Origin of the sequence: Staphylococcus petrasii, assembly GCF_002902565.1 — a bacterium.
Classification (GTDB): Bacteria; Bacillota; Bacilli; order Staphylococcales; family Staphylococcaceae; genus Staphylococcus; species Staphylococcus petrasii.
Genome location: NZ_PPRC01000056.1, coordinates 14,391 through 29,137 on the forward strand (window position 1 = coordinate 14,391; position 14,747 = coordinate 29,137).

At 33.7% G+C, this 14,747-nt stretch carries 13 protein-coding genes and 1 other annotated feature; of the genes, 3 read left to right on the forward strand and 10 right to left on the reverse strand.

What is annotated here, in order from left to right:
• Nucleotides 1–32 precede the first annotated feature (32 nt).
• The 7 genes from trmB to CD127_RS09000 form a co-directional block, all read right to left on the reverse strand.
• Nucleotides 33–677: a tRNA (guanosine(46)-N7)-methyltransferase TrmB gene (trmB, locus tag CD127_RS08970; RefSeq protein WP_103298303.1), complete on the reverse strand. Its 645-nt coding sequence runs from the start codon at nucleotides 675–677 to the stop codon at nucleotides 33–35.
• A gap of 13 nt (nucleotides 678–690) precedes the next feature.
• Entirely contained in the window at nucleotides 691–1,482 is a 792-nt protein-coding gene (locus tag CD127_RS08975) for a phosphotransferase family protein (protein WP_103298302.1), read from the reverse strand.
• A gap of 442 nt (nucleotides 1,483–1,924) precedes the next feature.
• Nucleotides 1,925–2,773: a D-amino-acid transaminase gene (dat, locus tag CD127_RS08980; protein ID WP_103366457.1), complete on the reverse strand. Its 849-nt coding sequence runs from the start codon at nucleotides 2,771–2,773 to the stop codon at nucleotides 1,925–1,927.
• Nucleotides 2,774–2,776: 3 nt separating this feature from the next.
• On the reverse strand, nucleotides 2,777–4,186 hold the full coding sequence (locus CD127_RS08985) for a Cys-Gly-3M3SH dipeptidase (protein WP_103366458.1): 1,410 nt from the start codon (nucleotides 4,184–4,186) through the stop codon (nucleotides 2,777–2,779).
• A 174-nt stretch (nucleotides 4,187–4,360) separates the two neighbouring features.
• The gene (locus tag CD127_RS08990; protein ID WP_103366459.1) at nucleotides 4,361–4,786 is read right to left on the reverse strand and encodes a YtxH domain-containing protein; all 426 of its coding nucleotides are present in this window, start codon (nucleotides 4,784–4,786) and stop codon (nucleotides 4,361–4,363) included.
• 21 nt (nucleotides 4,787–4,807) lie between these two features.
• Nucleotides 4,808–5,500, reverse strand: coding sequence for a pseudouridine synthase (locus tag CD127_RS08995; RefSeq protein ID WP_103298298.1), 693 nt, complete (start codon nucleotides 5,498–5,500; stop codon nucleotides 4,808–4,810).
• On the reverse strand, nucleotides 5,497–7,134 hold the full coding sequence (locus CD127_RS09000; protein WP_103366460.1) for a putative polysaccharide biosynthesis protein: 1,638 nt from the start codon (nucleotides 7,132–7,134) through the stop codon (nucleotides 5,497–5,499). Before CD127_RS09000 ends, CD127_RS08995 begins: the two co-directional genes overlap by 4 nt.
• Before the next feature lie 310 nt (nucleotides 7,135–7,444).
• Here CD127_RS09000 and CD127_RS09005 point away from each other — a divergent pair, with 310 nt between their 5' ends.
• A complete protein-coding gene (locus CD127_RS09005; protein ID WP_103366461.1) occupies nucleotides 7,445–8,719 on the forward strand; it encodes a BaiN/RdsA family NAD(P)/FAD-dependent oxidoreductase in 1,275 nt (424 codons plus the stop codon).
• A 135-nt stretch (nucleotides 8,720–8,854) separates the two neighbouring features.
• Here CD127_RS09005 and CD127_RS09010 read toward each other — a convergent pair whose 3' ends face one another.
• The 3 genes from CD127_RS09010 to CD127_RS09020 all read right to left on the reverse strand — a co-directional run bounded on the left by CD127_RS09010 (nucleotide 8,855) and on the right by CD127_RS09020 (nucleotide 13,091).
• Complete coding sequence (locus CD127_RS09010; protein WP_103298296.1) at nucleotides 8,855–9,166, reverse strand: rhodanese-like domain-containing protein; 312 nt, start codon at nucleotides 9,164–9,166, stop codon at nucleotides 8,855–8,857.
• A gap of 19 nt (nucleotides 9,167–9,185) precedes the next feature.
• The gene (gene leuS / locus CD127_RS09015; protein WP_103366462.1) at nucleotides 9,186–11,600 is read right to left on the reverse strand and encodes a leucine--tRNA ligase; all 2,415 of its coding nucleotides are present in this window, start codon (nucleotides 11,598–11,600) and stop codon (nucleotides 9,186–9,188) included.
• A gap of 48 nt (nucleotides 11,601–11,648) precedes the next feature.
• Nucleotides 11,649–11,835, reverse strand: a binding site (T-box leader).
• Between the two features lie 65 nt (nucleotides 11,836–11,900).
• A complete protein-coding gene (locus tag CD127_RS09020; protein WP_103298294.1) occupies nucleotides 11,901–13,091 on the reverse strand; it encodes an MDR family MFS transporter in 1,191 nt (396 codons plus the stop codon).
• 109 nt (nucleotides 13,092–13,200) lie between these two features.
• Here CD127_RS09020 and mnmL point away from each other — a divergent pair, with 109 nt between their 5' ends.
• Both mnmL and mnmM read left to right on the forward strand, forming a co-directional pair.
• Nucleotides 13,201–14,160, forward strand: a complete 960-nt coding sequence (gene mnmL, locus CD127_RS09025) for a tRNA modification radical SAM protein MnmL/YtqA (RefSeq protein WP_103366463.1) — start codon at nucleotides 13,201–13,203, stop codon at nucleotides 14,158–14,160.
• The gene (gene mnmM / locus CD127_RS09030) at nucleotides 14,157–14,717 is read left to right on the forward strand and encodes a tRNA 5-(aminomethyl)-2-thiouridylate-methyltransferase MnmM (RefSeq protein ID WP_103366464.1); all 561 of its coding nucleotides are present in this window, start codon (nucleotides 14,157–14,159) and stop codon (nucleotides 14,715–14,717) included. Before mnmL ends, mnmM begins: the two co-directional genes overlap by 4 nt.
• Nucleotides 14,718–14,747: the final 30 nt, after the last annotated feature.

The window sequence follows — 14,747 nt, forward strand, 5'->3', positions numbered from 1 at the left end:
AATTGTAATAACTGTGCGATACCTTAATTTAATTATTTATTTTTATGAAACTTAGCTTCCATACGATAAATACGTGAACCTTTTTCAGAGAATTTCTTTTCATATTCAGTAAGAATATTATCTTCATCATCTTCTTCATGAAGATTTAAGTTCAATTTAGTGAAATACATACCGTACTGAGACATACTTTCTAAACTAAACGCAAACAATCCACGATTGTCCGTTTTGAAATGAATTTCACCATCATCTTTAAGAATTTGTTCATACAATGCTAGGAAAGTATGATAAGTGAGTCTTCGTTTCGCATGACGTTTCTTAGGCCATGGATCTGAAAAGTTTAGATATATACGAGATACTTCACCGTCTTTAAAATATTCATTCAATTCGATTGCATCATTACAAATCATTTTTAAATTAGTGAGTTCAAGCTCTTTAACTTTATCTAAAACTTTATACATTACACTTTTTTCACGTTCCATTGACACAAAATTAATCTCAGGGTGTTTTGCTGCCAATGTAGTAATAAATTGACCCATACCTGAACCAATTTCAATGTAAATAGGTTGTGTTTTATCAAACCATTCAGTCATTTTACCTGCGTGCGTACCATCCATATCTACTAAATCTGGATGATCTTTTAAATAATCTTCCGCCCATGGTTTATAACGAACTCTCATACAAGAAATCTCCTTATATAAATAAGTTACTATTCATAACTTCATTTAAAAATTTTAACCAAGTATTCATATCCTTGAATCTCTTTTGTTCTTCATACCATTGCACCATACCAATAGATTGAATCACAGTGTACCATTTCATACGTTTATTTAAATCAATGCTTTCCTCTACCCCATAGGTTTTAAACCATTGAGACCATTTATGTTCAGGAACGTAGTTGTAAAGCAACATACCAATATCAATAGCAGGATCCGCTATCATAGCGCCTTCCCAGTCTACTAAGAATAATTCATCACGATCAGATAATAACCAATTATTATGATTAACATCGCCATGAACTACCGTGAAGAAACGAGAATCTAAGTTAGGAATGTGCTCTTCTAAATAAGTGAGGGCTTTACGTACAACATGATGTGTTAACACTTCTCTTGATAATGAAGCATTAATTTTATTTAGCATAATTGTTGGCGTAATAGGTTCCATTTCCATACGTTTTAGCATATTCAATAATGGTTTTGAACCATGAATTTTTTTCAATAGTTCCGCTACTCGCGTTTGATACATTTCAGAAGGTTCTAATTCACGACCATTCTTCCAATGTTGTGCAGTAACGACTTCGCCCGTTTCAATACGCTTCGTCCAAACTAATTTCGGTACAATGCCTTCTGCTGATAAGGCTGCGATAAATGGATTTGAATTACGCTTTAAGAATAATTTTTGACCATCTTGTTCGGCCATATACGCTTCGCCCGATGCACCACCTGCTGAATCAAGTGTCCATCCTAACTGATAAAATTGCTCCAACTCGTTCACCTCACTTCCAATTAGAAAATGGCTCGAGAAATATAGTTTTCAAGAGCCATATATTCTAATTTATTATAATCGTAAACTGGACTTTCACGATTATTTATTTATATTTTGAACTTTATTATTTTAACTGTTCATTTAGTTTATTATGTAAAAAATAGGTTTAATAAACTTTCTACTGCTTTAATCACTCACTGATGATTTTATAATTTTTAGCTAGCTTTTTCAACTGAAAATGAGAAACAAAAAGATACATTTTACTAGTTAAAATAAAGCTCATTTACGATTAATCTTTAAGTCATATTATAACATAATTTTAGGGCTAATAGTTGAATAATTTTTAGTTAAAAAATATAAAACGCTCTCAACTAGCACTACGCAAGTTAGAGAGCGTTTATTAAATCATTTTATAAAATTATGGTTCAACTTAAGCTATCTTTTATTTGCTTTTAGATTCAATATATTTATTAAATCCTTCTTGTAATTTACGAGTAACAGGTCCTACTTTACCGTCTCCCACAGTTTCACCATCAATTTTAACGACTGGTGTAACTTCAGCTGATGTACTTGATACAATGACTTCGTCAGCATTTTTCAAGAAATCAACTGTAAATGTTTCCTCTTTAAATGGAATGTCGTAATCTTCAGCAATCCATTTAATTACTCTGCGGGTAATACCATTCAAAATATAATTATTAACGGGATGAGTATAAATCGCACCATCTTTAATCGCATAGACGTTACTTGAAGCACCTTCAGTGACAGTGTCACCTCTATGTTGAATTGCTTCGCTGGCATTATATTTAACGGCATATTCTTTTGCAAGAACGTTACCTAATAAATTTAAGCTTTTAATATCACAGCGTAACCATCTAATATCTTCAACTGTAGTGGCGTTAATACCATTTTCTAAGTCGTCATATGGACGGTCATAACTTTTAGCAAAAGCCATTAATACAGGTTTTACTTCTGGCGTTGGGAATGAATGATTACGTGGCGCTACACCTCTAGTTGCTTGAATGTAGATACCACCATTTTTAATATCATTAACCTTTAATAATTCTCTTACAATATCGATTAGCTCTTCAACTGAATATCCTAAATCGATTTGAATTTCACCAGCACTTCTCACAAAGCGTTCAAAGTGTTCATCGACTGTAAATAATTTACCATCGTAGGCTCTGATATATTCATAGATACCATCACCAAATACATATCCTCGATCTTCATATGATACTTTAGCGTCTTCTTGGTTTACAAACTCACCGTTAATAAATACTTTTGTCATAGTTTATCCCTCCACACATAGTGAATAAATTGCTTCTAAATAGATACTTGTTGCGTTGAATAATTGTTTCTTAGTAATATATTCATTCTTTTGATGCATTAAATCTTCTGAATCTTCGAACATAGCGCCAAATGCCACACCTTTATCAAGGTTTCTAGCATATGTGCCTCCACCAATAGTATAAGGTTCTGTCATATCGCCTGTTTGGTTTCTATATGCAGTGACAAGTTTTTGTACAAATGGATCATTTTTATCTACATAATGTGGTTGTTGAACTTTACCTAGTTCGACTTCAAAGCCTTGAGCTTTAATTTCATTAGTGAAACGTTCAATTGCTTCTTCAAATTCAAAACCTTGTGGGTAACGTAAATTCACACCGAATCTTCCCGCTTTTTCTTTGTCATAAGAGATGATACCTACATTTGTAGTAACATCGCCCATAATATCAGTATGGAATTTCATACCCATTTTTTCGCCAAAATGAGATTCATGTAAATAACGGTTACTAAATTCTACAAACTCTTTCGCAGTTTGATTAAGGTTAAGTGTTGATAAAAAGTCTAAAAGATATAAACCTGCATTAACACCTAATGAAGGATCCATGCCGTGTACAGCTTTACCTTCCACTGTTAATACTAATTCGCCACTATCTACAACACTTTCACCTTGTAAGCTATGTTGGTCTAAATAATGTTCAAAGTGTTGGACTACGTCTGTCATGTTCTCTTTAACAAAGACGCGTGCTTTAGCAAAATCAGGTACCATGTTATAACGTTGACCTGATTCGAAAGATAATAACTCATAATCTGGTTCATCTGAATCGTCAGCTGTATTTGTTTGTACTAAATCAAATGTTGTAATCCCTTTTTCACCATGAATAGCAGGGAATTCTGCATCAGGTGCAAAACCTAATGTTGGCATTTCTTCAGTTTGGAAGTATCTTTCTGTACATTTCCAATCTGATTCTTCATCTGTACCAATGATAATATGAATACGTTTTTTCCAGTCCACATTCATTTCATTTAAAATTTTAACTGCGTAATATGCCGCGATTGTCGGTCCTTTATCATCTAAAGTACCACGAGCAATAATGGCATCGTCAGTTACTACAGGATTGAAAGGATCAGAATCCCAACCATCGCCAGCAGGTACAACATCGACATGGCATAATATACCTAGTACGTCGTCTCCATTACCCGCTTCAATGCGTCCTGCAATGTGATCTACATCGTGCGTAGAAAAACCGTCTCTTTTAGCAATTTCATACATGTAATCAAGCGCTTTTCTAGGGCCAGGTCCAACTGGCGCATCTGTTGAAGCTTGAGCATCATCTCTAACACTCTCAATTGAAAGCAGACCTTTTAAGTCATCAATAATCTGACTTTCATATTCTTGAACTTTTTCTTTCCACATTCGAGATCAACTTCCTTTTCAATAGATATACCTATTATTTTACATAATTATGTCTTCAAATTACAGTAAGATGTCAGAAAATTTATAAATTCTATAAAAAAAGGAGTGAAACTCCGAAATCAAATGAACTTGATTTCTTTGTTCCACTCCTAAAAACATCTTATAAAAATAATATTAGTCTTTATCTTCTAAAGCATTTTTATTATCTTTTAAATCTTCTTCACTTACAACACGTAAATTATTATTTACTGTTGCGCCACCTTCATCATCAAATTTTCCTTCTTGTAAAGAATCTTCTTTATTTGAGTTTTGAGCTGTGAATTTAGATTTTTCTTCTTCAAGGAATCCTTTAGGATCATTTTTTAAACGATTTGCATAATCTTGAGGATTATTTCTTACGTCTTGAATTTTTTCGTTAGCTTTAGCACCAATTTGGTTAGCTAAATCTTTCGCATTTTCTTTATAACCTTCTGGGTCTTGTTTATATTTATTATATTGTTCTTTTAATTTATCTCTGCTTTCTTTACGAGATAATACAACTGCAGCACTTGCAGCACCAATTCCAGCTAGAATTCTGAATAAACCTGCTCTTTTAGCCATAGTTAACACCTTCTCCTTTTGTTATTGTTGTAAAAGTTGTATTTCTTCATCAGTAAGTAATCGATACTCTCCTGATTGAAGATTACCATCTATCGCTAAATTAGCGATTTTAAGACGTTTTAATTCTAATACCTCATTTTCGATGGCATGAAACATCCTTTTTACTTGATGATACTTTCCTTCGTAAATTGTCACATGTGAAATAGTCTCATTAACTTTAACTAATTGGGCTGGTTTAACTGGCCCGTCGGATAGTTCGATTCCTTTTTCAAAAGCTAAAATATCGCTTTCTTTAATAGGGAATTTCGAGACAACTTCATATGTCTTAGAAACGTGTTTAGTAGGACTCATAAGATTATGATTGAATTGGCCGTCATTAGTAATGAGGAGCAATCCTTCTGTATCTTTATCAAGTCTACCTACAGGAAAAATATCGAGGTGTTGATACTCTGGAATCAAATCTATCACTGTCTGAGCTGAATCATCATGAGTCGCTGAGATATAACCTTTAGGCTTATTGAGCATAATATAAATATGATCAATATATTCAATTTGTTCTCCATTAACCGAAATTTCATCTTGTTCAGGATTAATTTGAGTTTTAGGAGATTTTTCAACCTTTTGATTAACTTCTATATTTCCTTTTTTCAATAACTGTTTAACTTCAGTGCGAGTGCCCACGCCCATATTAGCTAAAAATTTATCTAATCTCATCTTAAGAAACCAACTTTGCGACGAATTTTACCAGGTAAATCTCCTAAGAACTCATCAGCTAAGCGATTTTTAATAGTAATTGTGCCGTAAATTAATGCACCCACAATAACACCTACGATTAAGATAATTAATGCGCCGATTTTACGATCTACAGGAATAAAGAGACTTAAAATAAAGTACACAACCTCTACCCCTATCATCATAATCAAGCTATAGATAAAGATTTTTGCAACTTGGACAAATGTATCTGTAAATTGATATTTCGCATAAACTTTTAAAATCATTAAATTTGCTATATTCGCAGCTAATAATGCGATGGCTGTACTTAACACTGCCCCGGCAGTATGGAACATCATGATGAGTGGGAAGTTTAAAATTAATTTTAAAAGTACTGAACCTAAAATAACAAAGACTGTTAATTTCTGCTTATTAATACCTTGCAACATTGAAGCAGTTACACTTAATAAAGAAATTAATATTGCAACTGGTGCATAGCAGAATAAGATTTTATTACCATCAGGATTATATTGATAGAATACTGTATATAATGGTGATGATAATGCCATAATACCTAAACTTGCTGGAACTGTGATATACATTAATACACCAATTGATGTTTTAATCTGACGGTGCATTTCTGTTAAACGTCCTTCAGCAAATGTCTTAGTGATATACGGTATTAAACTTACTGCGAAACCTGCTGCTAATGATGTTGGTATCATTACAATTTTATTCGTCGTAAAGTTTAAAATTGTAAAGAAATAGTCTTTATTTGCATGCATTCCAGCAGCATCTAATGCATTATTATGTGTAAATTGGTCTACTAAGTTAAATAATGGGAAGTTAAGACTTACAATAACAAACGGAATACTATAAGAAATAATTTCTTTGTACATTTTAGTATAAGAAACATCTAGTCCACTGCGATCAGAAGCCACCATTTCTTCGATAAATGGTTTACGTTTTCGCCAGTAGTACCATAGTGTAAAGAGACCACCTATCGCTCCAATAGCGGCAGCAAAAGTCGCAATACCATTCGCTTGTAAATATGTACCATGGAATACATTTAGAACTAAATAACTACCAATTAAGATAAAGATAATTCTAGCGATTTGTTCAGTAACCTCTGACACAGCAGTAGGCCCCATTGATTCATAACCTTGGAAGACCCCACGCCATGTAGCAAGTAATGGAATAAATACAACTACCATACTGATAATTCGTATAATCCAAGTAATATCGGCTACTGTCCAACCAATTTTTCCTTCTTTTTGGCCAAGGGTGATACTCGCAATTTCAGGAGCTAAGAAGAATAAAATTAAAAATCCTATAATCCCCGAAATAGTCATTACAATAAAGCTAGATTTGTAAAGCTTTTGTCCTACCCTATAGGCGCCTAATGCATTATATTTTGCTACAAATTTAGAGGCAGCTAAAGGTACACCAGCTGTTGCAACAGCAATAGCGATGTTATAAGGAACATAAGCATAGTTGAAAGGTGCTAATTTTTCTTCAGCATTCGCACCCATGATTGCGTAAAATGGAATTACAAAAAGCACACCTAATATTTTAGTAATTAAAATACTTAAGGTTATTAGGAAGGTGCCTCGTACCATTTCCTTATTTTCACTCATATTTAATCTTCCTACCTTTAAAATTAATCATTGATTTGATTGATTTACTTTTTACTTCTGCATGTTTTCTAGACTTGCATTACTATAAAATATATCACAAAATACTTATTGTTTCCTGTATCTTTTTAAGTTTTCAAGAATTATTCTTATAATAATAAATTTATTAATAAAGCATATTTCAAAAATTCAGAAGCACAAATACTTTGTTTAGCGTAACTTGTCATCTATCTTTTGTAAATTCTTACGATAATCATAGTAAAAAATGATGATTCTAGATAAAATATTAACGAGTCATATTGGAGGTTAAAACATGTACCAAACTATTATTATTGGTGGCGGTCCAAGTGGATTAATGGCGGCAGTCGCTGCTAGTGAGTCTAATAACCGAATTCTTTTATTAGAGAAAAAGAAAGGTTTAGGACGTAAGTTAAAAATTTCTGGAGGTGGACGTTGTAATGTTACTAATCGTCTTCCTTACGCAGAAATTATAAAAAACATACCCGGAAATGGTAAATTTCTCTATAGTCCTTTTTCAATTTTCGACAATGAATCTATTATCGAATTTTTTGAAAGTCGTGGCGTAAAACTTAAAGAAGAAGATCATGGTCGTATGTTTCCGGTATCAAATAAATCACAAGATGTGGTAGATACTTTAGTTAATACGATTAAAGATAATCATGTTGAAATTAAAGAAGAAACAATCGTTAATAGTATTACATTGACTGAGGATAATCATTTTAAAGTGACGACGCAAAGTGGTGAATTCATTTCTAAAACTGTAATCATTGCAACTGGTGGTACAAGCGTTCCTCAAACTGGTTCAACTGGAGACGGTTATAAATTTGCCGAACATTTAGGTCACACGATTACTGAGCTCTTCCTTACTGAAGTGCCCATTACTTCTGCCGAACCATTTATTAAGTCTAAACAATTAAAAGGTTTAAGTCTTAAAGATGTAGAATTATCTGTTTTGAAAAAGAATGGCAAGAAACGTATAAGTCATCAAATGGATATGATATTCACACATTTCGGTATAAGTGGTCCAGCTGCCCTACGTTGTAGCCAATTTGTTTATAAAGAACAAAAGAATCAAAAGAAAAAAGATATTATGATGCAACTTGATGTCTTTCCAGATATTAAACAAAACGAATTAGAACAAAAAATTAAAAAAATGCTTAATGAAGTGCCTGACAAATATGTAAAAAATAGTCTAAGAGGTTTAATTGAAGAACGTTATCTACTCTTCATGCTAGAACAAGCGGGCATTGATGAGGAAACTACGTATCATCATTTATCTAATCAACAACTCACTCGTTTTGTTGAATGTTTAAAAGGTTTTACTTTTACAGTTAATGGTACATTGCCTATTGATAAAGCATTTGTCACAGGTGGTGGCGTGAGTCTGAAAGAAATTTGGCCGAAAACAATGATGTCTAAAATACAACCTGGCTTATTTTTATGTGGCGAAGTATTAGATATTCATGGTTATACAGGTGGTTATAATATTACGAGCGCCTTGGTAACGGGTCATGTTGCTGGACAAGAAGCAGGACGATTTGAACCAGAATCAGAAACAGAGGAATAAATCAGATTTCATACATTTGATTTTCATGTTAAATTACAAAAATTCATTTATCTTCATATAAAAAAACTAGCTCGAAAGATTTGAATATCTTCTTTCGAGCTAGTTTTATATTTAGTAATAAGATTCCACTTTTATTTAGATACTTTCGATATCTGTTCCTTCAGTACCCCATTCATTCATGCCGCCTTCAACGTTTACAGCATGGATACCTTGGTCTTCTAAATATTTCACTACTTTTGCACTACGCATTCCAGCAGCACAAATAATGTAGTATGTTTCATCTTTATTAAATTGATTTAAGTTATCAGGAATTTGATCCATTGGAATTGTTTTAGCTCCAGGAATAATTCCTAATGCAGTTTCTTCGTCAGTTCTTACATCCACAATATTCACTGGATTAGCATCTAATACTTTCTCTTTTAATTGATCTACACTAATAGATTCCATTTGTAAAACTCCTTTAATTTTATTTAGCAACGATGTTAACTAGTTTTTGAGGTACAGCAATAATTTTCTTAATATCTTTACCTTCAATAGATAGTTTAACATTTTCATCTTGTAATGCTAAATCTTGCATTTCTTCTTTAGATAAATCTTTTGGAATATTTAACTTAGCTCTAACTTTTCCGTTAACTTGTACAACGATTTCTACTTCTGAATCCACAAGTAATGATTCATCGTAAGTAGGCCATGGTTGGTACGTAATTGTATCCTCATTACCTAAACGGTTCCATAATTCTTCACCAATGTGTGGCGCAATTGGAGCTAACATTTTAACAAAACCTTCTGCGTAAGGTTTATAAATTTCGTTAACTTTATAGCAATCGTTAATAAATACCATTAATTGACTAATAGCTGTATTGAAGTTAAGTGTATTAAAGTCTTCTGTCACTTTTTTAACAGTTTGGTTATACACTTTATCTAATGAATTGTCGTTATTTTCCACAATTTTATCAGAAAGTGAACCATCTTCATTAATGAATAAACGCCATACTCTATCTAAGAAACGTCTAGAACCATCTAAACCATTTTCGCTCCATGCAATAGCAGCATCTAAAGGTCCCATGAACATTTCATAAAGACGTAATGTATCAGCACCGTGTGATGCTACGATATCATCAGGGTTAACTACATTACCTTTAGATTTACTCATTTTTTCATTACCTTCACCAAGAATCATTCCTTGGTTAAATAATTTTTGGAAAGGTTCTTTAGTTGGTACAACGCCTAAATCATATAACACTTTGTGCCAGAAACGAGCATATAATAAGTGAAGTACTGCATGTTCTACCCCACCAATATATAAGTCAACTGGTAACCAGTGTTTTAATTTTTCAGGATCAGCTAACATTTTATCATTATGAGGGTCGATATAACGTAAGTAGTACCAACAACTACCTGCCCATTGTGGCATTGTATTAGTTTCACGACGACCTTTCATGCCTGTTTTTTCATCTACAACATTCACAAACTCATCGATATTTGCTAATGGAGATTCACCAGTACCTGATGGTTTAATTTCGTCTGTTTCTGGAAGTAATAATGGTAATTCATCTTCTGGAACAGTTGTCATTGTGCCATCTTCCCAATGAATAATTGGAATAGGTTCACCCCAATAACGTTGTCTACTGAATAACCAGTCTCTTAATTTGTAATTAACTTTCTTTTCTCCAGCGCCTTTAGCTTCAAGTAATTCAATTACTTTTGTGATAGCCGCTTCATTGTCTAAGCCATCTAAGTCGCCAGAGTTAACGTGAGCTCCTACACCTGTGTAAGCTTCTTTTTGAACGTCGCCACCTTCAATGACTTCGATAATTGGTAAATCAAATTTAGTAGCAAATTCATGGTCACGTTCGTCATGAGCTGGTACTGCCATTACTGCACCTGTACCGTAACTTGATAATACGTAATCAGCGATCCAAATTGGTAATTTCTCACCTGATAATGGATTAATTGCATAAGCGCCTGTGAATACACCTGATTTGTCTTTAGCTAAATCTGTACGTTCTAAGTCAGATTTTTTAGATGCTTCTTCTTGATAACGTTTAACTTCTTCTTTTTTATCATCTGAAGTAATGTCATCTACTAATGCGTGTTCAGGACTTAACACTAAGAATGTAGTGCCGTAAATTGTATCTGGACGTGTTGTGAAGACGTCGATTGAGGCATCTTTATCTTCAACTTCAAACGTAACACGAGCACCTTCAGAACGGCCAATCCAGTTACGTTGCATATCTTTAATTGATTCAGGCCAGTCTAATTCGTCTAAATCTTCTAATAAACGATCAGCATATTCAGTGATTTTTAATACCCATTGTTTCATAGGACGACGGTATACTGGATGACCACCACGTTCAGATACGCCATCTACAACCTCTTCATTTGATAACACTGTACCTAAAGCTGGGCACCAGTTAACTGCTACTTCATCTACATAAGCAAGGCCTTTGTTATAAAGTTGGATGAAAATCCATTGTGTCCATTTATAATATTCAGGGTCAGTCGTATTTACTTCTCTGTCCCAATCATAACTGAAACCTAATTCTTGAATTTGACGTTTAAACGTTTGAACATTTTGTTTAGTAAATTCTCTTGGATCATTACCTGTATCTAAAGCATATTGTTCAGCTGGTAAACCAAACGCATCCCAACCCATTGGGTGTAATACATTGTATCCTTGCATACGTTTATAACGTGAAATAATATCTGTTGCTGTATATCCTTCTGGGTGACCTACGTGAAGTCCTGCGCCTGATGGATATGGGAACATATCTAATGCATAAAATTTCTTCTGACCTAAATTATCACTCGCTTTGAAAGTTTTGTTCTCAGCCCAATAATTTTGCCATTTCTTTTCGATTTCTTTGTGATTGTAACCCAAAGTTTCTCCTCCTAAGACAAATAAAAAACACCTCTAACTATTACATTTTAAAGGGACGACTATTAGCCGCGGTACCACCCTAATTCACATAACTATGTGCACTTTATAATAGTAAGAGATGTTTTAAATTTAATTATTTAACGGTAAGTTCACTTAATTCTTAACACTAGTTTACACCACCACTAGCTCTCTGTTGAAAAGTCTTTAAGCTACTACTCCAATACAATTTAATATTATGAGATTCGCGACGTATTTGCAAGTGGTTAAACTAATTTTATTAAAAGTGATTTACTCTCGAAATCATTGACGAGTATTTCTTGGATGTTTGCCTTTTGGTAATCCTTTATCAAAAACAGCAAGGAAAATCATAGCAACAACTAAAAGAAGCATAATTCCTATGAACATTGCACTCATATTAAAGGTATCTACCAACACACCACCGATAAATGGGCCGAACGCTTTACCTACTGTAGAGGCTGAATTTACAACACCTTGGTATTGACCTTGTTTACCTTCAGGCGCCAAGTAGTTAGCAATAGTAGGAACTGCTGGCCATACAAACATTTCACCAAATGTTAGTATAATCATACCGATTAAGAACACAGTAAATTGTTGCGCAAAGCTTGTAACAAAGAATGCAAGCATAAAGATTAAAATTCCAACAAACATTTGTGCTTTTAAATTACCTTTTAATAGTACAATCACAGGTCTAATTAATGGTTGCGCAACTAAAATCATGATACCGTTAACAGTCCAAAGAATACTGTATTGAGATAATGAAATGTTTAGTTCTTGTGTATATGATGCGATAGTTGTTTCCCATTGAATATAGGCAATCCAACAAATAGCAAACATTCCACATAAAGCAAGTAAAGCCATGAAACGTTTTTTATTTTCTTTACTTTTAATATCGATACTGTCAGGGGCTTTCATCTTAGCATGATATTCAAGATTGAATTGAGTCACTGCAATTATTGTAAAAAGAACATACATAATCAAGTTTGCTATAAAGATATAATTAAAACTCAATTCTGCTACGAAACCGCCTAAAGCAGCACCAAGCGCAACACCCATATTTTGTGCTAAATAAATGGCATTAAATGTCGTTCTGCCTCCGTTAGGCCAAACGGCACCTGCCATCGCAAATATTGTGGGAACTATCATTCCGCCACCAAATCCTAGTAATACTAACCAAACCGCATACCATGGCCATCCATGGAAGAAGTTTAATAGAGTAGTACTAGCTAAGCATGTAAAGGCACCTATCAAAATTGTGCGATAACCACCCAATTTATCAAATAACGAACCACCTAGTAAGTTACCAACTACCATGCCAAATGAGTTTATCATTAGAACGAGGGTAGCTGTTGTTAAACTCTTACCAAGTTCTTCTTTCATATAAATTGTGTTTAAAGGCCATAAAAAGCTGGCACCAGTTATATTTAGCGCCATGCCAATAACTAGCCACCATACTGATTTAGGTATATTCATATTTCTAGTCCCCTCTTTATATATTTGTAGAACCACATTAAACACTATAACATTAAAATATGTTAAAATCTTTACTTAGAACTAAGTTAGATAGAAAGGATAATGTATTATGGGTAACTATTTCCCGTATGCCTTTGAAAATAAACGATATCATACATGGAATTACCATTTAAAAAATAAATTTGGCCAAAAGATTTTTAAAGTTGCGTTAGATGGTGGCTTTGACTGTCCTAACCGTGATGGCACAGTTGCACACGGTGGATGTACATTCTGCTCTGCTGCAGGGAGTGGCGACTTTGCTGGTAATAGAGCAGATCCTATTGAAGTCCAATTCCAACAAATAAAAGATAGAATGCATGAAAAATGGAGCGAAGGTAAATATATTGCTTACTTCCAAGCTTTCACTAATACACATGCTCCTGTTGAAGTATTAAAGGAAAAATATGAACCTGTCTTAAAAGAAGAAGGCGTGGTTGGTTTATCAATCGCTACACGTCCAGATTGTTTACCAGACGATGTAGTCGAGTATTTAGCAGAGTTAAATGAACGTACTTATCTATGGGTAGAATTAGGATTACAAACTGTCCATCAAGAAACGTCTGATTTAATTAACCGTGCACATGATATGCAAACTTATTATGAAGGTGTCGCGAAATTAAGAAAACATAACATCAATGTGTGTACGCATATTATTAATGGTTTACCTGGCGAAGATTACAACATGATGATGGAAACAGCACGTGAAGTAGCTCAAATGGATGTACAAGGTATTAAAATCCACTTACTTCATCTTTTAAAAGGTACGCCTATGGTGAAACAATATGAAAAAGGTATGCTTGAATTCATGTCACAAGAAGACTATACCAACCTAGTATGTGACCAACTTGAGATTTTACCGCCAGAAATGATTATTCATCGTATCACTGGAGATGGACCAATTGACTTAATGGTAGGTCCTATGTGGAGTGTTAATAAATGGGAAGTTTTAAATGAAATTGATAACGAACTTGCACGTCGCGATTCTTATCAAGGTAAACATTATAAAGCTGAGTCAAAAATCAAATCATGAAATTAGAACGTATTCTCCCCTTTTCAAAAACACTCATACAAAGCCATGTTACAGAAGAAAGCAATGTCATTGATGCAACGTGTGGCAATGGTAACGATACTTTATTCCTAGCTCAACAAGTGCCTGACGGTCATGTCTATGGATTTGATATTCAAGCTACAGCAATTCAAAATACTGCTGAAAAAGTTAAGGACTATAACAATGTGACGCTAATACAAGATGGTCATGAAAACATCTTAAAACATTTGCAAGATAAGATTACAAAGCCGATTGACGCAGCCATCTTTAATTTAGGGTATCTTCCGAAAGGTGATAAGGCGATTGTCACGCAACCTACAACTACTATTAAAGCGATTGAAGATATATTTGAATTGCTAAGTGTTGAAGGGATTATCGTGTTAGTTATTTATCATGGTCACGAAGAAGGTAAAGTAGAACGTGATGCAGTTATGGAATATTTGAAGACGATGGATCAAACTAAAGCGCACGTCTTACAATATCAGTTTATTAATCAAATTAATAACGCACCATTTATTTGTGCAATTGAAAAACGATAACTTAATTAAAATGAGAAATTTAAAACGAGC